This window comes from Streptomyces sp. KM273126 (genome assembly GCF_004337435.2).
GTDB classification, from domain to species: domain Bacteria; phylum Actinomycetota; class Actinomycetes; order Streptomycetales; family Streptomycetaceae; genus Streptomyces; species Streptomyces acidicola.
The window spans coordinates 6,618,626-6,639,050 of the sequence record NZ_SJXB02000001.1 but is presented as its reverse complement, the minus strand read 5'-3'; the positions used below and the strand labels follow the sequence as shown (position 1 = coordinate 6,639,050).

At 68.6% G+C, this 20,425-nt stretch carries 17 protein-coding genes and 5 pseudogenes; 11 read left to right on the top strand and 11 right to left on the bottom strand.

The features are described from left to right. Positions 1 to 97: 97 nt before the first annotated feature. Both E0500_RS28450 and E0500_RS28445 read left to right on the top strand, forming a co-directional pair. Positions 98 to 505, top strand: coding sequence for a hypothetical protein (locus E0500_RS28450; RefSeq protein ID WP_131557992.1), 408 nt, complete (start codon positions 98 to 100; stop codon positions 503 to 505). A 279-nt stretch (positions 506 to 784) separates the two neighbouring features. Next, positions 785 to 1,144: pseudogene (locus E0500_RS28445) on the top strand (transposase); the annotation flags it as partial. Between the two features lie 139 nt (positions 1,145 to 1,283). On the opposite strand, the pseudogene E0500_RS28440 reads toward E0500_RS28445, so the two are convergent. After that, positions 1,284 to 2,048: pseudogene (locus E0500_RS28440) on the bottom strand (isocitrate/isopropylmalate family dehydrogenase); the annotation flags it as partial. A gap of 107 nt (positions 2,049 to 2,155) precedes the next feature. Here E0500_RS28440 and E0500_RS45565 point away from each other — a divergent pair. Continuing rightward, positions 2,156 to 2,419: a helix-turn-helix domain-containing protein gene (locus tag E0500_RS45565; protein WP_131558060.1), complete on the top strand. Its 264-nt coding sequence runs from the start codon at positions 2,156 to 2,158 to the stop codon at positions 2,417 to 2,419. A 551-nt stretch (positions 2,420 to 2,970) separates the two neighbouring features. Here E0500_RS45565 and E0500_RS28430 read toward each other — a convergent pair. Beyond that, a complete protein-coding gene (locus E0500_RS28430) occupies positions 2,971 to 4,083 on the bottom strand; it encodes an ABC transporter substrate-binding protein (RefSeq protein WP_131557988.1) in 1,113 nt (370 codons plus the stop codon). 121 nt (positions 4,084 to 4,204) lie between these two features. Here E0500_RS28430 and E0500_RS44255 point away from each other — a divergent pair, with 121 nt between their 5' ends. After that, positions 4,205 to 4,579, top strand: coding sequence for a hypothetical protein (locus E0500_RS44255; RefSeq protein ID WP_131557986.1), 375 nt, complete (start codon positions 4,205 to 4,207; stop codon positions 4,577 to 4,579). Positions 4,580 to 4,713: 134 nt separating this feature from the next. Further along, complete coding sequence (locus tag E0500_RS28420; RefSeq protein WP_131557984.1) at positions 4,714 to 6,183, top strand: MFS transporter; 1,470 nt, start codon at positions 4,714 to 4,716, stop codon at positions 6,181 to 6,183. Here E0500_RS28420 and E0500_RS44250 read toward each other — a convergent pair. Beyond that, positions 6,098 to 6,506: pseudogene (locus E0500_RS44250) on the bottom strand (DNA helicase); the annotation flags it as partial. The gene E0500_RS28420 and the pseudogene E0500_RS44250 sit on opposite strands and share 86 nt — an antisense overlap. 1 nt (position 6,507) lies before the next feature. Here E0500_RS44250 and E0500_RS45560 point away from each other — a divergent pair. Further along, positions 6,508 to 6,594: pseudogene (locus E0500_RS45560) on the top strand (transposase); the annotation flags it as partial. 111 nt (positions 6,595 to 6,705) lie between these two features. Here the strand turns inward: E0500_RS45560 and E0500_RS28415 are convergent. Beyond that, a complete protein-coding gene (locus E0500_RS28415) occupies positions 6,706 to 8,292 on the bottom strand; it encodes a DEAD/DEAH box helicase (RefSeq protein ID WP_258572975.1) in 1,587 nt (528 codons plus the stop codon). Here E0500_RS28415 and E0500_RS44245 point away from each other — a divergent pair. Then, positions 8,291 to 8,443 (top strand): hypothetical protein, encoded by a 153-nt coding sequence (locus E0500_RS44245; RefSeq protein ID WP_258572972.1) that lies wholly within the window; start codon positions 8,291 to 8,293, stop codon positions 8,441 to 8,443. The genes E0500_RS28415 and E0500_RS44245 overlap by 2 nt on opposite strands. Positions 8,444 to 8,523: 80 nt before the next feature. On the opposite strand, the gene E0500_RS28410 is transcribed toward E0500_RS44245, so the two are convergent. The 3 genes and pseudogenes from E0500_RS28410 to E0500_RS28400 all read right to left on the bottom strand — a co-directional run bounded on the left by E0500_RS28410 (position 8,524) and on the right by E0500_RS28400 (position 9,935). After that, positions 8,524 to 8,727 carry a cold-shock protein gene (locus E0500_RS28410; protein WP_023544341.1) on the bottom strand — a complete coding sequence of 68 codons (204 nt, stop codon included), beginning with the start codon at positions 8,725 to 8,727 and terminating at the stop codon, positions 8,524 to 8,526. A 180-nt stretch (positions 8,728 to 8,907) separates the two neighbouring features. Then, positions 8,908 to 9,027: pseudogene (locus E0500_RS28405) on the bottom strand (acetyl-CoA C-acetyltransferase); the annotation flags it as partial. 470 nt (positions 9,028 to 9,497) lie between these two features. After that, positions 9,498 to 9,935: a RidA family protein gene (locus E0500_RS28400; protein ID WP_131557980.1), complete on the bottom strand. Its 438-nt coding sequence runs from the start codon at positions 9,933 to 9,935 to the stop codon at positions 9,498 to 9,500. A gap of 92 nt (positions 9,936 to 10,027) precedes the next feature. Between E0500_RS28400 and E0500_RS28395 the strand changes: the two genes are divergently transcribed. Further along, entirely contained in the window at positions 10,028 to 10,528 is a 501-nt protein-coding gene (locus E0500_RS28395; RefSeq protein WP_131557978.1) for a MarR family winged helix-turn-helix transcriptional regulator, read from the top strand. Between the two features lie 653 nt (positions 10,529 to 11,181). Here E0500_RS28395 and E0500_RS28390 read toward each other — a convergent pair. The 4 genes from E0500_RS28390 to E0500_RS28375 form a co-directional block, all read right to left on the bottom strand. After that, positions 11,182 to 11,964: a Ku protein gene (locus E0500_RS28390; protein WP_165934825.1), complete on the bottom strand. Its 783-nt coding sequence runs from the start codon at positions 11,962 to 11,964 to the stop codon at positions 11,182 to 11,184. Between the two features lie 109 nt (positions 11,965 to 12,073). Next, positions 12,074 to 12,592: a hypothetical protein gene (locus tag E0500_RS28385; RefSeq protein WP_258572969.1), complete on the bottom strand. Its 519-nt coding sequence runs from the start codon at positions 12,590 to 12,592 to the stop codon at positions 12,074 to 12,076. A 126-nt stretch (positions 12,593 to 12,718) separates the two neighbouring features. Next, positions 12,719 to 13,237, bottom strand: coding sequence for a UbiD family decarboxylase domain-containing protein (locus E0500_RS45555; RefSeq protein ID WP_131557972.1), 519 nt, complete (start codon positions 13,235 to 13,237; stop codon positions 12,719 to 12,721). 97 nt (positions 13,238 to 13,334) lie between these two features. After that, the gene (locus E0500_RS28375; protein WP_131557970.1) at positions 13,335 to 14,009 is read right to left on the bottom strand and encodes an HAD family hydrolase; all 675 of its coding nucleotides are present in this window, start codon (positions 14,007 to 14,009) and stop codon (positions 13,335 to 13,337) included. A 333-nt stretch (positions 14,010 to 14,342) separates the two neighbouring features. On the opposite strand from E0500_RS28375, the gene E0500_RS28370 reads away from it, so the two are divergent. The 3 genes from E0500_RS28370 to tkt all read left to right on the top strand — a co-directional run bounded on the left by E0500_RS28370 (position 14,343) and on the right by tkt (position 20,405). Continuing rightward, a complete protein-coding gene (locus E0500_RS28370; protein WP_131557968.1) occupies positions 14,343 to 15,740 on the top strand; it encodes an FAD-dependent oxidoreductase in 1,398 nt (465 codons plus the stop codon). 76 nt (positions 15,741 to 15,816) lie between these two features. Further along, a complete protein-coding gene (locus E0500_RS28365) occupies positions 15,817 to 18,162 on the top strand; it encodes an FUSC family protein (RefSeq protein WP_131557966.1) in 2,346 nt (781 codons plus the stop codon). Positions 18,163 to 18,317: 155 nt separating this feature from the next. After that, the gene (tkt, locus tag E0500_RS28360; protein WP_309505170.1) at positions 18,318 to 20,405 is read left to right on the top strand and encodes a transketolase; all 2,088 of its coding nucleotides are present in this window, start codon (positions 18,318 to 18,320) and stop codon (positions 20,403 to 20,405) included. Positions 20,406 to 20,425: the final 20 nt, after the last annotated feature.

Sequence of the window (20,425 nt, the reverse complement as noted above, 5' to 3'; positions counted from 1 at the left end):
TGAGGTTGACGCCTCGCCTCACATTTCGCGGGCCTGCGTCGTCGGACTGCCGAGAGAGTACCGAGCACCGCCGCGAGGCAGAAGAGAGGACCACATCATGGCCGTTCAGACGACGACAGCACCGGGCAGATTCACGTTCCTGCACATCGCGATCGCCTTGCAGACCTTGGCCCTCTTCTTCCAGGCAGCCACCGCCGGCCTGCTGCTTTCCTCCTCTCACGGCGAGGTACTGCACAGCGTCGGAGCACGCGTGATGTACGGCGCGTCGATGCTGTACGTGCTCGCCGCGACCCTGGCGTGGCGTCCGGGCGGTGGATCACTCCGCCCCGTCCTGTACGCCTGCGGGTTCCTCGTACTCGCCTCGGTACAGGTGGTCCTGGGTATCGCACACATGCCGGCCCTCCATGTCCCCCTGGGCACCCTGATGTTCGGCCTGAGCGTTCTGGCACTGGTCCAGGTGCTGTCCACCGCCCCTGGCGTCAGCCCACTGCGACGCAGCCGGTGACGCTCACCGGGCATCGAGGCCCGCTGACCCTACAGTCGGCGGGCCCAACACCGACTTCCGCTCGACGTGCCGGCAGATCATCACGCCCGGGGCCGCGATAGCGCTGGTGCCACTCGGTCATCAGGTTCGAGGACCGGGAGCCGAACTTGCCGCTGCGCCTGAACCCTTGGCACAGGCATTCACCCTAGCCTGCGCGTTTCGCTCGTCACGATGTCCGGATCTTGATCAGAAACGCGAAAGTGCCTTCTGCGCTGGGAAGATGAGGCTTGTCGAAGGTCTCTGTCATCCCGGCAGGAAGGCACTTTCTACGTGCACACCACCGGGTCACGCCCCAGGCTCGTTGTCTCGGCCGACGGTCGTGGGGTGGTCAGCCACGCCGGATCCCGCCTGCTGGCCGATCTCGCCGATGCCACCGGCTGCACCGGCGCCTTCACCGACGCGTTGCACCGGCTTCGGTCCCGCGGAATCGGGCACGGCCCGGGACGGATCGCGATCGATCTGGCAGTGATGCTCGCCGACGGCGGCGAGAGCATCACCGACCTGGCGCTGCTGCGCGACCAGCGTGAGGTGTTCGGCCCGGTGGCCTCGACCCCGACCCCCTGGCGGCTGCTGGCCGGCATCGACCCCACCGCACTGGCGGCATGAGCTGACCAGCGCATTCGCCCGCCTCACAGCCCTGCCGCGACCGGCCACCTGAACCGCCGCACCGTCCCTGCCCACCCACGACAACCCCGGAGCACTCGACCCCCCGCTCTTGCGCCCGGGCCCCGCCCGGTTGTCAGGCCGACGCGGGCCGGGCGCTGAGCCGGGCCACGACATCGGCCGTGAAGCTCGCCGTGGTCGCGGTCCCCGCCAGGTCCGGAGTGGCGACGCCGTCGCGCAGCGCCGACTCGAATGCCGTGGTGAGCTGGTGCGCCGCCGCGTCCTCGCCGAGGTGTTCGAGCATCATGGACGCCGCCCAGAGCGCACCGACCGGGTTCGCGATGCCCTTCCCTGCGATGTCCGGCGCCGATCCGTGGACGGGTTCGAACATCGACGGGTGGGTGCGCGGGGGGTTGAGGTTCGCGCTCGGGGCGATCCCGATCGATCCGGCGATCCCCGCGACGAGATCGGAGAGGATGTCGCCGAACAGGTTGGAGGCGACGACGGTCCGCACGCTGAGCGGCTTCATGACGAGGCGTGCGGCGAGCGCGTCGATGAGCACCTTGTCGACGGCGACCTCGGGATGGTGCCGACGCACCGTCCGGGCGACCACCTCGTCCCAGAACGGCATGGTGTGGATGATGCCGTTCGACTTGGTCGCGGAGACGAGTCCTCCTCCCCGTGCCGCCGCGAGTCCGGCGGCGTAGCGGGCGACGCGTTCGATCCCGGGACGGGTGAACACGGCTTCCTGCACCGCAGTCTCGCCCGGAGTTCCCTGGCCAAAGCGACCGCCGATCTGCGAGTACTCCCCTTCGACGTTCTCCCGGACCACGACGATGTCCAGGTCGTCCAGGCCGGGCATCGACCCGGTGACCCCGGGCAGGAGGCGCATGGGGCGCAGAGGCGGCGAAGGTCCTCACCGCCGCCGAACACACCGAGAGGACCTGGTCCGAGTTCGAGGGCAGCACCCTCTCCGTCCTCACCCGGTCGCACCGCGAGGCGGCGGAGATCGTCACGGGCGTCCTCGGACCGCTCGCGGAATCGTCGCCCCGCACGGACGTCCTCCGGAGCACCCTGTTCGCGTATCTGAGGAACGACCGCCGCTGGACCGAGACGGCGGACGAGCTGGACATCCACCGGCAGACACTTTCCTACCGACTGAAGCGGATCGCCGCGGAGACGGGCGTCGACCTGAACCGGACCGCCGACCTCTCGGCACTGTGGATCGCGTCGCAGGCATGGGACTCCCTGCACCCGGACGCCCCGCGCTGATCACCCCGTCACGGGGAGCCTTGACCCGTTCATCAGCCTGATGAGGCTTGTCGAACGTCTCTGTCATCCCGGCAGGAAGGCACTTTCTGCGTGCACATCGCTCCGGAACACCGTCTCGAGCAGCATGTCCCTCCTCGCCGTTTGCGAGCCCTTGAACGGCTGTACATTTGGTGAATGCCCTGGCGGGTGCGGTCCGCCCCATTCGCCGGTTCGTATCTGACCGACCGGGGACACAACCAGGGTGCAGCCAAGCTCCAGGGTTCAAAACAAGCTCTTTACCTTGTCGCTGCCCCGTCGGCCGCGAGGAGGCTGTCCTGTGCCATCGACGTTTCGAGCGGGCAGCGCCGGTGCGTCCGTTCCGCTGGTCAAGGGCGGGGAACTTCAGCTGATCGCGACCGAGTGGTAGCGCAGGCTCATGGCCGCCGAGTGATCGTCGCCATTGAGCAGCCCAAGCCGGACCCGGCCGCGAAGCTGAGAGCCCGTATCAGCACTCGGACGGGTAGACAGCCTCAAGTCCGCACAGATCTGGGCAGTCGGACCTCCGTGCTCTCTCAGCCGGCGTGGAGGATCCGAAAGCGATCGGGTCCCGCCGGATCTCGATCAACGACTTGGATTGGTGTCCAAGCCCATTGCCAAACGCTGATGCCTGGCGTGCGGGAGAACTGGATCTGCCCGCGGGTGCCTTCGACCGCAACGCGCGGCCAGGATTCGGCGGTGCGCGCCCGGTCCGCGCCGTGAGAACGCAGCACATCGGCGAGGACGGCGACTGTGTCATAGCCCTCGAAGGCGACGAAGGAAGGCGCTTCGCCCAGCCGCTCACGGAGGGCCGTCTCGACGCGTGCACCGAGTGGGCTGAGGCGCTCGGGCAGGTAGCGCAAGAACGGGATCGCGGCGCCGTCGTCGCCCAGCAACCTCGCCCATTCGGCGAACTCCGGTTGCCCGGCCGGAGCACCCATCATGATCTCGGCGAGGCGCTGGTCGCGGCGGACCGACTTGACGATCGACACTGCCGGCTCCGGGTGGCCGACCAGAAGAAGGAGGGCTGTCGCGCGATTGCCGACGAGTTCGTCGCACACGGCCGTGGGGGTGAGCGCTCGCATGTCGAGTTCGATGACCGTGCCGCCGCGTGGAGCGAGGTAGTCCCGCAGAATGCGGGCCCCGGATGCCCAGTAGACACTCGACTCGGCCGCTACGGCGATTCGACTGTGGCCCGCGCTGAGGAGGAAGTCCGCGTAGATCTGCCAGCCGTGGGACTGCGCCGGGGCGAGGCGCGCGACCCATTCCGTTGGCTGTTCGGTGAGGGCGTCGAGAACCGCTGACGAGCAGAGGAACGGCAGGCCGAGGGCGTCGGCCCTGGCGGCAGCGGCGCGAGCGACGACGCTGTGATACTCCCCCGCCAAGGCAGCCACGCCCAGGCGAGCCAATTCATCTACGGCCGCCGCGGCCGTCTGCGGATCAGCGGCGGTGTCTCGGACCACCAACTCCAATGGCCTTCCGACGATCCCGCCGGCGTCGTTGACCTCACGAACGGCCAGCTCAAGTCCGGCAAGCAAGTGCTGGCCTGCCTCGACCCAGCCAGGCCGAGTCAGCGGAACGAGAGCGCCGATCTGAACCGATGATCCGTCAGTCCGCTCCGCTCCAGATGGCGATGGCGACGTATTCATGCGCCGCCGTCCCCCGAGCGACGATTCGGTTGCCGTTCGCCCGGATCGCAGAGTGGCAAGGCCCGCCGGTAGTAGGCGTTCATCTCAGCTCATCTCGCCGTGGCGGGCGCACCTGGTGATCATGCCGGACATTGCATCCACCACCATCGCCAACAAGCAACCGATTATTTGTTCGCTGAGCGTCCAGGCCGCCGCCGAACCCCTCGCCCGCACCGAAATCAAGATCGCATACGCCAGGGTCTCGACCGGCGGCCAGAAGCTCGAACGACAGATCGGCGCACTCACCACCGCCGGGTGCCGGAAGACCTTCGACTCCGTATGCACGCATCAAGGCCGGGTACGACGTCTGTCCGGGCATCACGGCGGATCGCCGCGTACAAGTCGACCTTGGATTTCGGCGGCGCCATCGCTGCCTCATCCCGCAGAGCGTTTCGTCCAACTCGGGTATGGCCTGCCTGGTTCTGACGACACCCCGGCACTCGCCAGGAGAGCCTGATCGTGTTCTTGGCGAGAGGTCGCACAACTCATGGAGTATATGTACTTTTCAGTAGCTTTTGATCCAAGTTCCTCCGTGAACGGGATGAGGTTGGGGCTGTGGCGTTCGCGGGGTCGGCCGGTGGCGGTGAGTCCATGCCGTCTCCTGAGGCGGCCCCGGAATCCGAGCGACGGTCCTGGGCACCACTGCTGGCGGTGTGCGCCGGGTATTTCATGGTGATCCTCGATGTGACGGTCATCAACGTCGCCGTGCCGGTGATCGGCCGGGAACTGTCGGCCTCGCTCACTGGCATCCAGTGGATCACCGACGGATACACCCTGGTCTTCGCCGGGTTTCTGCTGACCGGTGGCGCGCTGGGCGACCGGCTGGGCAACCGTCGGATCTTCTGCTCGGGCGTGGCCGTGTTCACTGCGTCCTCGGCCGCGTGCGCGCTCGCGCCGAACGCTCCTTTCCTCGTTGCGGCCCGGCTGGTCGAGGGGCTCGGTGCAGCGCTGATCGTGCCCGGTTCCCTGGCCCTGCTCCAGCAGGCCTACCCGTCGTCGGCCGTACGCTCGCGGGCCTTCGGGCTGTGGGGTTCGATGGCGGGCATCGCGGCCTCCGTCGGCCCGTTGCTGGGCGGGCTGCTCGTCTCCACGGTGGGTTGGCGCTGGGTGTTCCTCATCAACCTGCCCGTCGGTGCGGCCTGCCTGTGGCTGACGTTGCGGCATGTGGCGCGCTCCCCCCGGCGCACCACCCGGGCCCTGGACTGGCCGGCGCAGTGTGCGGTCGTGGCAGCGGTGGCGCTGCTGACCGCGGCACTCAACGAGGCCGGACGGCGGGGCTGGTCCGATCCGGTGTTTCTCGCCGGGGTGGGCCTGGCCGTGCTGGCCGCCGCGGCGTTCGCGGTGCGCGAGCGGCTGGCCCAGTCCCCTGTCCTTCCGCTGAGCCTGCTGGGCTCTCGTGCGATGAGCGGCGGATCCGTCATCGGCCTGCTGTTCAACTTCGCCTTCTACGGCATGCTGTTCACCGCCAGCGTGGAATTCCAGCACCAGCGCGGCTTCAGCGCTCTCGCCACCGGGCTGGCACTGTTCCCGGCGGTGGCGACGACCATGTTCGCCTCCGTCCTGTCCGGGCGGCTGACCCGCCGCACCGGCGATCGTCCGCTGGTGATCTCCGGCATGCTCCTGGCCGCTGTGGGGCTGGCCGGCTGGGCTGCGGCGGGAGCCGACCCCGCCTACCCGCTGCTGGTGGCCCCGATGATGGCGGCGGGATTCGGTACCTCTTTCGCCCTCACCGGTTCAACGGCCACCGTGATGGGTGCCGCACCCCCCGGTTACTCAGGGACAGCCTCAGCCCTGTTCAACACCACCCGCCAGATCGGCAGCGCCACCGGCGTTGCGCTCGGCGGCAGCCTGCTCGCCACAGCCACCGACTACAACACCGGGCTGCGCACCAGCATGGCCATCGGCGCGCTCGCCTACCTGACCGCCGCAGGCCTCGCGTGGCTGTGCGTACCGGCCAAGCCCGAATCAACCGCGCGGTGCCTTTGGGCTCCGGGAAGGCGTCTGCGAACTTCACTGCAGGCCATTCGCGACCTTTGGCCTTGTGAGCGCTGGAGACGGTGACGTCGGCGGTCGACTCGTCAGTCAGTTCATCGACGGCCACGAGGGCGGCGTCGGCCCCGTGAGTGTCGACGAGATCGACGAATGGCTGGACGTCACGGCCAGCCGGGTCGTAGGCAGCGCAGTCCTGCAGTTCGCCCCAGGAAGCGAACAGCACCTGCTCCCGGAGGTTTGTGCAGAGGCCGTCCTCCGGGTCGCGGGCGGCCGTGGCCAATGCGGCCGGTCGTTGTCCTCCCCGGTCAGGGCGACGCGTCGGCCGTCGGCGAGTAGTCGCATGGCTCCGCCACGGCGCCGATGTTGGTGCGGCACAGTACCGCGTCCGGGTACAACCACTCCCCGCACCTGACGACGAAACGGTGTCGGCGCGTCGCGGCCCGGAGGGAGGCGAACAATGTGGAGATCGCCTCCCCTCCCCCGCCCGACCAACAGCTCCTGGCCGACCGCTGCATCATCTGGCGGAACATGCACGCCCAGGACAATCGCCTACGAAAAGTCGTCACCAGGGCCCACGTTGCCTGATGCGGCTCAGGTGGCAGAGGTACGGCGGCCGCCTCGGCGGTCGGAACCACGGCCTCGGGTCCCGGCAGCGCCACCGGTGGCTCCGCCCGCCGCTACCCGTCGGCCGGATCCGCGGGCAGCCTTGCCGGAGGCAGCGCCGGTCGCCGCACCGGCCGCGGCCCGGCGGTCGGGACTGCGGCCGTCCGCGCCGACGGCACCGCCGGATCCCGTCCGGCGGGCAGAACCGCGCCCGCCGGTTGCGGAGGTGCCGCCAGACGGTGTCGCCTCGGCTGCGGCCCGGCGGTCGGAGCCCCGGCGCTGTGTCCTGGTGGTGGCGGCACCTGTCGCTGTTTTGGCCTCGGCGCCGTTTTGGCGTCGGCGGCCGGATCGCCTGCCGGGCTTGGTACCGGTCTTCCCGTCCAGGCGGGAGGCCGTCGGTGTCGCCGGCTGGGGGACCTCGATGGTGACGGCAATGCCGGAAGGCTCGCGGGCGCCGGTGATGGTGGCCAGTTCCGCGTCGCTCGACGTGACGCGGGCCGTACGGGGGCGGATGCCCGCGTCCGACATGAGGCGGGTGACGTCCCGTTTCTGGGCGGGCAGGACCAGCGTGACCACACTGCCGGAGCCGCCGGCGCGGGCCGTGCGGCCGCCCCGGTGGAGGTAGTCCTTGTGGTCGGCAGGGGGATCGACGTTCACGACGAGGTCGAGGTCGTCGACGTGTATGCCCCGGGCCGCGACGTTCGTCGCCACCAATGCGGTGACCTGGCCGTTCTTGAACTGTTCCAGGGTGCGGTTGCGCTGTGGCTGGGAGCGGCCTCCGTGCAGCGCCGCCGCGCGGACACCGACGGCCAGGAGCCGCTTGGCGAGCCGGTCGGCGGATCTCTTGGTGTCGAGGAAGAGGATGACCCGGCCGTCACGGGCCGCGATGCGCGTGGTGACGGCCTTCTTGTCGGTCTCGTCCAGGACGTGGAGCACATGGTGCTCCATGGTGGTCACCGCTCCCGCGGACGGGTCCACGGAGTGCACCACGGGGTCGCTCAGGAACCGCTGCACCAGGCGGTCGATGTTGCCGTCCAGGGTGGCCGAGAAGAGCATGCGCTGTCCGTCGGGCCGTACTTGTTGGATCAGCTTGGTGATCTGCGGCAGGAAGCCCATGTCGGTCATCTGGTCGGCTTCGTCCAGCACCGTGATGCGTACCTGGTCGAGCACGCAGTCCCCGCGTTCCACGAGGTCGTTGAGCCTGCCGGGACTCGCCACAACCACCTCGGCGCCGCGCCGGAGCACACCGGCCTGCTTGGTGATGGACAGCCCGCCGACCACGGTGGCCAGTCGGAGGTTCACTGCCGTCGCGTAGGGGGTCAGCGCGTCCGTGACCTGCTGGGCGAGTTCACGGGTGGGCACCAGCACGAGGGCAAGGGGTGCCTTGGGCTCCGCGCGCAGTCCGGCCGTACGGGCCAGGAGCGCCAGCCCGAACGCGAGGGTCTTGCCGGAGCCGGTGCGTCCCCGGCCCAGCAGATCACGGCCGGCGAGCGAGTTGGGCAGCGTGGCGGCCTGGATGGGGAAGGGGGTGGTCACGCCTTGCGCGGTGAGGGTCTTCAGCAGCCCCGCGGGCATGTCCAGACTGGCGAAGTCCTCGACGGCGGGGAGTGCGGGTGTCGTGCTTTCCGGCAGCCGGAACTCACGCGGTGACGACGCGGACGGCGGGGGTGACGAGGCGCGCCTGTTCGGCTTCTGGGGCCTGCGGGACATGCGGGACATGCAGTGATCTGCCTTCCTGGAAACAGCACAAACCGGGGTCCGCACCATGACGGTGCGGACCCCGGTAAGCGGATACGCGTCCGGCGATCAGGCGGGGACGATGTTCTCCGCCTGCGGGCCCTTCTGGCCCTGCGTGACGTCGAAGGAGACCCGCTGGCCCTCCTGCAGCTCACGGAAGCCCTGGGTCGCGATGTTCGAGTAGTGGGCGAAGACGTCGGGACCGCCGCCGTCCTGCTGGATGAAGCCGAAACCCTTTTCGGCGTTGAACCACTTCACGGTTCCCTGTGCCATGACCTTCTCCTTCTGTAGGCAGAGGCCCCATCCGGAGATGCCGGAAAACAAATAATGCGCCTGAAGGAGTTTCCCGTCAGGCGCACATAGTTTCATGGGTACCACAACTGCAACTACGGAAACCCTAGCACGGCTCGGCGGCCGAAGTGGATCAGCAAGGCGGGCGCCGGGGGTTCCTCATCAGAGCCTCTCGGTGATCGTCACGTTCGCCTGGCCGCCGCCTTCGTCCACAGCCTGGAGCCCGAACCGGCCGCCGGCGGCCCGCAACGGGTGGCCGAGGGCGATCGCTCCGCTGTTGACAACTGCATATGGATGCGACGTGCGGATGCAACGTGCGGGGTGAGGGCGAGCCCATGGTCAGGTCGTCCCGGCGAACGGAGTTCTTGATGGCCTGTCAGGTGATTGTTCCGTCGCGGTCGCCTTCGCCCGCTCCGGGCGGACGACGAGAGACGAAGATCCCCCATGGCACGACTCACCGCGCACGACTACGGTCGGACCGCGAAGCGCCTGCGCGTCCCTGATGCCGCCTTCCGATGGGCACGGCACACGGGCCTCGTCCCGGCTCCCGACTTGTCCTCCGGGCGGTGCCCGCAGGCCGCCGTGGAGGCGATGCACGCGGACGGGATCCAGGCCTCACTCCCCCACGAGCCGATCGCCGTTTCGCGTAGATCACGCCCGATGCCACGGGCAGCCGCACTGCTGCATGGCCGGTTCATGTGCGTGGCCGGTTCATGCGACGTCTGGCGTGGATGCGGTCCGCGAGACGCCGGTCAGCCGCTGTGGCCGAGGATGGCGGTGACGCGGATCTCGACGCGCATCCCGGGGGCACCGAGCGCCGACACCCCGACCTCCGTCCAGATGGGCGCGCGGTCGCCCATGCGTCGGCGGAACTGCTCGACCATGACCCGGTTGTGATCCTCGCCGATGGAGTCCGCGGCACTCGGGATGTGATACGAGTTCACGGCGATGACGTCGCGCCACGTGGCGCCGGCCAGCGCGAGGGTCCGCTCGACATTGTCGAACGCCTGGATGATCTCGCCCTCCAGGGCCTCAGGGAAGTTCCAGTCGTCGTCCCATCCGCCCTGCCCTGAGGTCTCGATACGGTCTCCGGTCCGCACCGCCTGGCTGTAGTGCATGGCGCCCAGTTGTGTCTCGCCGTAGCCGGGGGTGACGAAGAACTCCGGCGTGCTCGTGGCGGCGGCAGACATGGAAATTCCTCTCGATTGACTTCACGTGTGAAGTCAAAATATCACGGCTGCACTTCACGCGTGAAGTCAATCCCGCTTGGTAAGGTGTCCTCATGACCAGCCCCTCACCCCCGGACACCGGCGGTGGCACAGCGGACGAGCCACTGTGGCTCACCGCGGCCGAGAAGGAAGCCTGGACCGGGCTGGTCTCACTCGTCCTGCTGCTGCCGGGGCGACTGGAGTCGCCGCTGCAGCGTGAGGTCGGCCTGACGCTTTTCGAGTACCTGACGCTCAGTCATATCTCCGAGACCCCGGAGCGCCGTCTGCGGATGAGTGAACTGGCGTACCTCGCGAACGGCTCGCTCTCCCGCCTGTCCAACGTCGTCAAGCGCTTCGAGCAGCGGGGATGGGTGGAGCGCTTCCCCGATCCCGACGACGGCCGCTTCACCATCGCCGCTCTGACCGACACCGGCTACGAGGTGGTCGTCGCCGCGGCGCCGACGCATGTGCGCGCGGTGCGTCAGCTGGTGCTCGACCCGCTGACCGCCGCCGACCAGCGGACCCTGGCCCGCATCGCGGCCAAACTACGTACCCGCCCCGTCGACTTGGCATAGGGTCCCGCGGATCACGGCCGACGATACGAGCGGATCGCTTCGTGGCGAGTGCGCCATAAAGGATCGACCAGTCCGGCTGGCAGGGCACCGCTTGTCTCGTATGCGGCCGGCGGAATGTACCGCCTCGAAGGATTCGAACGCGTCGAGCCCAGCGTCGAGACCGGCACCGGAACCTACGCCCAGGAACAGTCCACCGGCCCGGGCAGCACCGCCCACAGCCGCCCCGACGGGCAGCGCGTCAACGTGATCAGCGCCCTCACGCCGCGGTCGGACGCCCTCCAGAGCCTGGTCGAGCAGGCGCGCGGTACACCCGCACCGGCCCGAGCCCCTGCCGCAGCCGCGCCTGCCCGAGGCATCACGGAGCCCCGGAAGAGTGCGGAATGCAGTTGGTGGGCTCGAAGTCGAGTACGCACAGCTTCCCTCCATCGAGCAGGGGTGGTCTGTCTGATCCGCGGCGATGACGAGTTGGCCCATCAGGCGTCCCCAAGGCACGGGCGTCGTCTCTGGCTGCCGGGACAGCTTCCACGCCAAGCTGGATCACCCGGACCGGCCTGGGCTGTGCGGTCTTGGTCGGGGCCGACGGTCAACTGGTACAAGGAACTGCCCGTGCCGTTGGGCTTCAAGGCCGTCCAGCCGATCGTCGGCTACCGGGTTCACCAATTGGTACCGCGGTCGGCGGCCGCGCGCAGGCTTGCCTCCAAGGTGGCGATCAGGTCCTCGGCCGGTTTCGGCTCCACGGGCTGGGTGAGGTCTTCCCCGGCCTGTTTCGCCGCCACCAGTTGTTCGAGGGCGGCGGTGTACTCGTCGTGCACAGTAGCGAGGTCGGGTTCGGGCAGCTGGGACAGCAGCAGGGAGGCGAGTTCCAGTTCCTCCCCGGTCACCGGGACAGCCTGTACCGGGCCGTGGGGTTCGCGTACTTCCTCCGGCCACAGCAGCGTCTGAACCACCAGCGTCTCCCGCCGCGGCCACACTGCCGCCAGACGCTCCCGGGTGCCCAGCGTCACCTTGGCCAGGGCAGCCCGCTCGGCCCGGGCCAGTGCCGCCACCAACAGCGCGTACGGCCGACGGGCCACCTCCTGCGCCGGGGCGGCATAGTAAGCGCGGGAGAACAAGATCGGATCCAGGCCGTCGACCGGCACGAACCCGATCACGTCGATCACCTGCCTGCTGGGCAGGGGCAGCCGCGCGAGGTCCTCCTCGCGCAGCACGACGGTGCGCCCGCCCGATGTCTGGTATCCCTTGACGACTTCCGCCCAGTCGACCTCACGGCCCTCGGCTTCGCACACCCCGCGGTGCCTGATACGGGAGCCATCCACAGCATGAACCTCGCGCAGCTCGACCCCGTGTTCCCTGGTCGCCGGGAACAGCCGCACCGGCATGCTGACCAGGCCGAAGGAGATCCAGCCCCTCCATACCGCCTGCACCGGCTCCTCCATACCTCCAGCGTCCTCCCCCAAGGACACCCGCGCACCATCTACGGCCGCACGCTCCGGCCGGTCGCCGATTCGTAGTACCGCGATGTGTTCACCCGACCGAGAAGTCATCTCATGTGGAAGGGCGACTTCTGCCGCGTCGACGCCCGAGCGTTTCCTCGATGGCCTGCTCAATGAGGCGGGTCTTCTGTGCCGGAGGGCTTCTCTTGATCAGGGCGCTCATCCGCTGGGCTTCTTCGATGGTCGGCAGGAGACCCACCAGGAGGTGTGGCAGCACAAGGCGGCGCCCAAGGATCTCGTTTTCGGAGGTGACCTGCGGCCGACGCACGACCGAGACGTTGACCCGGATGGCGTGTTCGTTGCCCGGCGGGACACCCGGCCGATCCGTCTCGATCGCGGCATAGCGGAAGCCGTGCGCAAGATCGCATGCCGAGCAGCCGACAGGACCGCGGCTGAGCCGGTCACCGCATTCGGAGCAGGCCAGCCTGTCGAGCGCGCCGTCCACCACCCGCCAGTCGTGACGGTCGGGTTCGGCCGCCACCATCTCACCAAGCACCGCAGCTTCTTGAGGGCTGCGAGCGCCCCACTGGTACACAAAGGACGACCACTCGTCTTCAACGATGCTGTCCACCAGCTCGCGGCAGGCAGTACAGGCAGGTGCACCGCTGTACTCGTATCCACCGCATTCGGCACAGCGGCGTAAAGCCGCCCCAACTGCGGGTCTTCCCATGGCCCTCCTCCCGTCGGCGCCGGTGCGTCATGGGAGACGACTGGCGAGCGAGTTGCTCAATGTCCTGGGCCAGTTTCTCCTACCGCGCCTGACGGGAGAAACGGTTGGCCCCCGACCGCCACTGGCCACCGACCACCGACACCACCGACCACGAGGAACAACACATGTGCGGAGGCGGGCGAGTTCTTCGTCGCGCATCAGCGTAAGCCTCGACAACGTCGCCGAACGGCCGGGGCAGGCAGCCGTCCTAATGGCGCGGGTCGTCGCCGAGTTCGCCGCCACCACGAGCAGTTCGAGAGAAAGGGAGATCCGTGCCAGGGGATGTCCGGGAATGTTCGACAGGGCGCCCGGGGCTCCGATCATGCGGAACCCTTCAGCGACTCCGCTGAGGTGCTCGAAGAACGGGGCGGGTCGGCCGTTCTCGGTGGACCGTCGGGTGACGCACGACGCTTCCAGGTTCGGGTCGATCAGGCGCGAGACGCGCTGGAGGTCTCCCAGCCCTTCGAGTGCGGCGATATTGGATCGCAAGTCACTGATTTCGGACATCAGTTGCTTACGTCTTTCACATTCGGATGGGCGCGACGCCCCGCCCCGGCGCTACGCCGATGGCACCTGGATGTCTGAAGTCCGCGGCTGCCGGGCGTCAGATGTCCGGGAAGGGGTCGGTGAGAGACGTGAGCACGTGATCGGCCTCGGCGGCACTCAACTCCTCGACGGTGTAGTGGCCGCTGGCAACGCCGACCGCGGTCGCCCGTGCCGCGTGCGCTGCCTGGATGTCACGAGGGGTGTCCCCGACCACGTAGACCTCGGCTCGGGTCAGATCGCGGCCGTGCAGACGAGCGGCCTTGGCCATCGCCAGGCGGGTGATCTCCGCCCTGTCCGGGGAGTCGGAGCCATAGGCACCGAAAACGAAGTAGCGGCCGAGCTTGCCCGGCTCCATTTTGATCCTGGCCGCGCCCTCCATCGCACCGGACAGCAACCCGAGGATGACCCCGGCGTCCGCAATCCGCTGCAGCGTTTCTTCGACGCCGTCCAGGACCCGGTACCCCTCAGAGGTCCAGATGTCCTCCGACAGGTGCCACAGATACGCGGCGTACAGGCGGGACATCTCGTCGTGACTGGGTTCGCGGCCGAGCACGGCGCGAAATGTTTCCCGGCCGACCTGGGGATCCGTTTCTCCGGATGATGTGTGCTTTCCGATATCGGCGGCTACACCGTGCAACCGATCGAATGCCCAGGCCCAACTGCGTCTTCCCGAGTCTCCCGTGTGGACCAGGGTTTCGTCGATATCGAACAGCACGGCTATCGGTGCGGCCATGACGCGTTCTCCTCCGGTTCGACAGTGATCGCCCGGGTATTGTTCGACGGGGCAGCGACTGTGCCCGCGATTGCGCGTTCCCACTCCCAGAGTGCGCGATGGCTCGCCCCTCGTCTCCTGCAAAACGCCACCCCGGCCGGGCGGAGCGGTCCCTCCACTGCTCGCATACGGGTGGCCAGTTGCGATGGCACGGTGTTGGTGGTGCTGTGGAGAATACGCACGTGGCAGACCCACACCTATGAACATTTGCAAACATCTGTTCGATGAGAATCGCTTGTCTGGTGACCCCTTTCATCTGGTTCATTCACCAGCTATTTCGAAGTGGGAGCGAATATGGGCACCACGGACCGAGACTTTCATGCCGATCTGCTCGTGATCGGATTCGGCAAGGGCGGGAAGACGGTGGCCGCGACGATGGGCCGGCTCGGCAAACGCGTCGTGCTGGTCGAACGGTCGGAGAGGATGTACGGCGGCACCTGCCCGAACGTCGGCTGTGTGCCGACCAAGGCCCTTGTCCACCATTCCCGCAAGCGCAGGCCGGAGGACGTGCCACAGGAGTGGTACGAGCGCTCCATCGGCGAGGTGCAGGCGCTGACCAAGCTGTTCCGCGGCAGCAACTACGACGACCTGAACGGCATGGACACCGTCACGGTGATCACCGGTACGGCCATGTTCACCGACCCGCACACCGTGAACATCGAGACCGGCGACGGCCGCCTGACGGTCACCGCCGAGACGATCTTGATCAACACCGGGTCCGAGCCGATCGTCCTGGACATCCCCGGTCTGCGGGCCAGCCAGTACACCGTGACCAGCACCGAGCTGATCGACACGACCATCCTGCCGGGACGGCTGGCGATCGTCGGAGGCGGGTATCTCGGCCTGGAATTCGCCTCGATCTACGGGCAGTTCGGATCCCGGATCACCGTGCTCGAAGCGGCCCCGAAGGTCTTCGGGCTCGTGGACGACGACGTTGCCGCCGTCGCCGAGAGAATCCTGGTGGACGAAGGCATCGAGATCGTCGTCGCAGCGCACGTCACGGAAGTCCGTGACGGCGAGACCTCCGCGACCGTCGTCTACGAGAAGGACGGCCGACAGCACACCCTGGAAGCCGACGCGATCCTGGCCGCCACCGGTCGCGCACCGGCCACCGGCGGCCTGGCGCTGGAGGCCGCCGGAGTGCGCACCACCGAGCGCGGGGCGGTCGAGGTCGATGAGCACCTGCGATCCAGCCAGCCGCACGTCTTCGCCCTCGGCGACGTCAACGGCGGGCCGCAGTTCACCTACATCTCCCTGGACGACAGCCGTATCGTCCTCGACCAGCTCATCGGCGAGGGCAAGCGCTCCACCGCCGACCGGGTCGCCATCCCCCACACCGTGTTCATCACCCCGCCACTGGCGACCGTCGGGCTCACCGAGGCCCAGGCCCGGGCGGCCGGGTATCGGGTGAAGATCGCCAGCCAGCCGGTCGCCGAGATCGTCGCCATGCCGCGTGCGTACATCGTCGAGGACACCCGCGGGGTGATGAAGTTCGTGATCGACGCCGAGACCGACGAGATCCTGGGCGCCGCCCTGCTCAGCGTCGACGCGCAGGAACTGATCAACACCGTCGCGCTGGCCATGCGATACGGCATCAGGGCGGCCGAGCTCCGCGACGCCGTCTACACCCACCCCACCTCCACCGAAGCCTTCAACGACGTTCTCGCCACGATCGTCCGAGCCGACACGTAACGCCGACACGTAACAAGGCCGCCGACGTACAGCCGTACCGCAGGCGTGCCGCCCGGAAAGTTGGAGGCCCGCGGAGATGCGTGTCTTCCAGCGGCTCCGCGATCACGACGGCGAACGCTCGGCACTGCGACGAGCGGGCCGGGCAGGAATCGTCGTGCCCGCAGTGGTCGCCATCGCCCTGGAGCTCATCGGGAACCCCGAGCTCACTCTCTTCGCGGCGTTCGGCGGATTCGCGACACTGCTGCTCGTCGACTTCTCCGGTCCCATGCGCGCACGGCTCTCGGCGCAGGTCGGCCTGATCCTGGCCGGAGCCGTCCTGATCTGTCTGGGAACCCTGGCGTCCCGGACGCTTTGGGCCGCTACGGCCGCCACCTTCGTCATCGCTTTCTGCGTGTTGTTCGCCGGCGTCGTCAGCTCCGTGCTGGCCAGTGCGACCACTGCGCTGCTGGTCAGTTTCATCCTGCCGGTCACCATGCCCGGCTCGGTGGGTTCGATCCCTGAACGACTGGGGGGCTGGCTGCTGGCCGGCGCGGCATCACTGCCGGCGATCAGCGCCCTGTGGCCCGCGCCTGTTCGAGAACCATTGCGGCTGTCGGCGGCTCGGGCCTGCGCGTTGCAGGCACGGCGCCTCCATGCGGAAGTCGGCTGCGTGCGCACCGACTTCGCATCGGCGAGCGGAACAACCCTCGACGCATCGGCCGACGACGCCACGGCGGCGGTGAAGGCCTTGCGTGCGTCGTTCTTCGGCATGTCCTACCGGCCCACTGGGCTCACCACGGCTGCGCGCGCCCTCGTCCGTCTGATCGACCAGGTGGTATGGCTTGACGTGATCCTGCGGCGAACGCCGCTGACGCCGCAGCCGAGATCGATCGCACTCGCGGTCTGTGACGTCAAAACGCAAGCCGCGACGCTGCTCGAACACGGCGCCGCGCTGCTGGAGGAGTCCGCTGCCGTCGATCCCCGCCTGCTGGACTCCGATCTGGTGCGGCTGCTCCAGGCACGGGAGCACATGGAGCACGCAGTCACCTCCGGGCTTCCGAAGCACCTCACCCGGGTACCGCGAGGGGTGTCCGACGGCGCGGTGACGGAGTTCGCGGGCTCGCTCGAACCGGGCTTTCGCGCGCAGGAGATGACCTGCGCGGTCTCCGCCATGGCGCGCCATATCGGACTCGTTGTCGCCGCCCGCCGACGCAGTTGGTGGCAGCAACTTCTGGGCCACCGCCCCGACGGAACGAGGTCCCCGCTCTCCTCTGCGTGGGAAGACCTCGGCGCACATGCCGAGCGGCATGCGGTGTGGCTCCACAACAGTGTGCGCGGGGCGGCCGCATTGGGCCTGGCCGTGCTCGTCGCGCAACTGACCGGCGTGCAGCATTCCTTCTGGGTTGTCTTCGGAGCCCTGGCCGTACTGCGCTCCACCGCGTTGAACACTGGCCAGAACGCCGTGCGCGGCCTCCTGGGAACCGGCATCGGGTTCCTCATCGGTGGCGGGCTCATCTTCGCTCTCGGCACCGACACCACCGTCTACTGGCTGCTGCTCCCGGTGGCCGTGGCCTGTGCCGGCCTGGCACCCGACACCGTTTCGTTCACCGTCGGCCAAGCCGGTTTCACCACGGCGCTGCTGATCCTTTACAACCTCAACAGTCCGGGAGGTTGGGAAATCGGTCTCGTCCGCGTCGAGGACGTGGCCATCGGCTGTGCGGTGAGCGTCCTGGTCGGGGCTCTGTTCTGGCCACGTGGGGCGAGCTCGGCACTGGGTGAGGCACTGGCCGAGGCCTTCAGCTGCAGCGCCCGCTATCTGCACAGCGCGATCGACTCCGTCCTGACCCGCGGGGACGCGCTCGTGCGGCCGGCTCCCGCTCCGCGCGACGACCGTCAACGGGCGGCCTCGGCGGCCAGCCGCCTCGACGACGCCTTCCGCGGCTTCCTCGCCGAGCGCGGGACGAAGCAGGTCCCCCTGGCAGGCGTGACCGCACTGGTCAACGCGGTCGTGGTGGTCCAGTTCACCGCAGACTCCGTCCTCTGGCTCTGGAAGGGTGCCGATCGTGCGCCTGCGGCGGATCACACCGCGGCGGGCGCGGAGATCCTCCACGCCGGCGGGCCGCTGCTGGAGTGGTACGAGAAGACCGCGCGGGCGCTTGAGGGGAAAGGCGCGGTTCCCGACCCACTCGGCAAGCCACTCGCAGCCGGCCGCCTCGTCGAAGCAGTGTGCCGCGACCTCACCGCGGCGGACGGACACGGAGCCGCGACGGCGGTCAGAACGATCTGGACAGCGGACCACATCGATGTCGTACGACGCCTCCAAGCACTGATCGTGAAGCCCGCACGAGCGGCCTCGGAGCAGTGCCGGCCCTGGTCATGGCTCACCGGGCGCCCACGCAGCACCGGGGCTCGCCGAGTTGAGGGGGATTCCGGGCGAACCTAGGCTGGTGAGTGTGGGTGAGTGGGATGACACGCTCGGCCGAGCGCCCCACACCTTGCCTGCCGAGGCGGCTCTTTCAGACACGGTGACCTGCCTCGTCACATGGTCGCGGCTCCACTTCACTCTTCTCGGCCAGGCTCCTCGACGCGGCGCACACGGTGCAGACATCCATCGAGAGCATGGAGGGCGGCGTAGCGATGACCGACCTGGACACACTGTCGGTGAACACGATTCGCGGTCTCTGCATGGACGCGGTCCAGAAGGCGAATTCGGGACACCCTGGAACACCCATGGGCATGGCGCCCGTGGCGTACACGCTGTGGCAGCGGTTCCTGCGCTTCGATCCCGCCAATCCCATCTGGCCGAACCGCGACCGTTTCGTGCTCTCCGAGGGCCACGCCTCCACCCTGCTGTGGTCGCTGCTGCACCTGACCGGTGTCCGCTCGGTCGACCCCGAGTACGAGGTGCTGGGCCGTCCGGCGGTGACTCTCGACGATCTCAAGTCCTTCCGGCAGCTCGATTCGCACTGCCCCGGCCACCCCGAGTACCGGTGGACGAGTGGCGTCGAGGCGACCACCGGCCCGCTCGGCCAGGGGGTCGCCACCTCCGTCGGCATGGCGATCGCCGGCCAGTGGCTGGCGGCGAGGTTCAACCGTGCGGACCTCACCCTCTTCGACTTCGACGTGTACGCGCTCGCCGGGGACGGCTGCATGATGGAGGGCATCTCCTCCGAGGCGGCCTCGCTGGCCGGGCACCTGCAGCTGTCCAACCTGTGCTGGATCTACGACTCCAACCGGGTCACCATCGAGGGCCACACCGACATCACCTTCACCGAGGACCCCGCCGCCCGTTTCCTGGCTTACGGCTGGAACGTGACCACCGTTGCCGATGCCAACGACCTCGACCAGGTCAGCCGCGCCTTCCACACCTTCCGGGCCGAGACCGAGCGTCCCACCCTGGTTCTCGTCCACAGCCACATCGGCTACGGCTCGCCGCTGGAGGACTCACCGCAAGCGCATGGAGCGCCGTTCGGGCCGGAGGGGGTCAGGGCCACCAAGCGCGTGCTCGGCATTCCGCCGGACGCCGACTTCCACATACCCGACGGTGTGCCCGACTGGTTCGCCCGGGGCATCGGTGCGCGGGGAGCCGAGTTGCGCACCGACTGGGAGAAGACGTTCGACGCCTACCGCGGCGCACACCCCGATCTCGCCGATGAGGTGGAGCGGATCCAGCGCCGGGAGCTCCCGGACGGCTGGGACGCTGCGCTGCCCGACTTCCCCGCCGATCCGAAAGGCCTGGCGACCCGCGATTCGTCGGGCCAGGTACTGGAGGCCGTGGCCAAGGCGGTGCCCTGGGTCCTTGGCGGGTCCGCCGACCTGGCACCGTCGACCAGGACCCGGCTCACATTCGGCGGAGCGGGCGACTTCCAGCCCGGCGACCGGTCCGGGCGCAATCTGCACCTCGGCATCCGGGAGCATGCGGCTGCCGCCGTCGCCAACGGACTGGCGCTGGCGAAGCTCCGCCCGTACTGGTCGGGGTTCCTGATCTTCTCCGACTACGCCAAGGCGGCCATACGCCTCTCGGCGTTGATGGAGATCCCCACCGTGCACATCTTCACCCACGACTCCATCGGAGTCGGCGAGGACGGACCCACTCACCAGCCCGTCGAGCAGCTCGCAGGGCTCCGCGCGACGCCCGGGTTGCTGGTCTTCCGCCCCGCCGACGCGAACGAGGTCGTCGAAACGTGGCGGGTGGTCACCGCCCTCCGCCGGGAACCCGCAGCGCTGGTCCTCTCCCGCCAGGCGCTTCCCACCCTCGACCGCAGCCGGCTCGCGCCGGCCGGCGGAGTCGCACGGGGCGCCTACGTGCTCGCGGACGCGCCCGGGGGCGAGCCCGACGTGATCCTGCTCGCCACCGGCTCCGAAGTGTCGTTGGCCTTGTCCGCGCATGACGAGCTCAGCGCCGAGGGGATCGCGTCGCGGGTGGTGAGCATGCCGTGCTGGGAGCTGTTCGACCGCCAGCCACGGGAGTACCGCGATCAGGTGCTGCCGCCGGCGGTGACGGCCAGGGTCGCGGTGGAAGAGGCGTCCACGTTCGGCTGGGACCGGTATGTCGGTGGCGGCGGGGCCGTCGTCGGTATGCACACCTTCGGCGCTTCCGCACCCCTCAAACAGCTGCTCACCAAGTTCGGATTCACCCCCGAGCGCGTTTCGGAGGTGGCACACGAACTGGTGGCCGCCGGCTGAGGGCGACGACATGAAAGCGA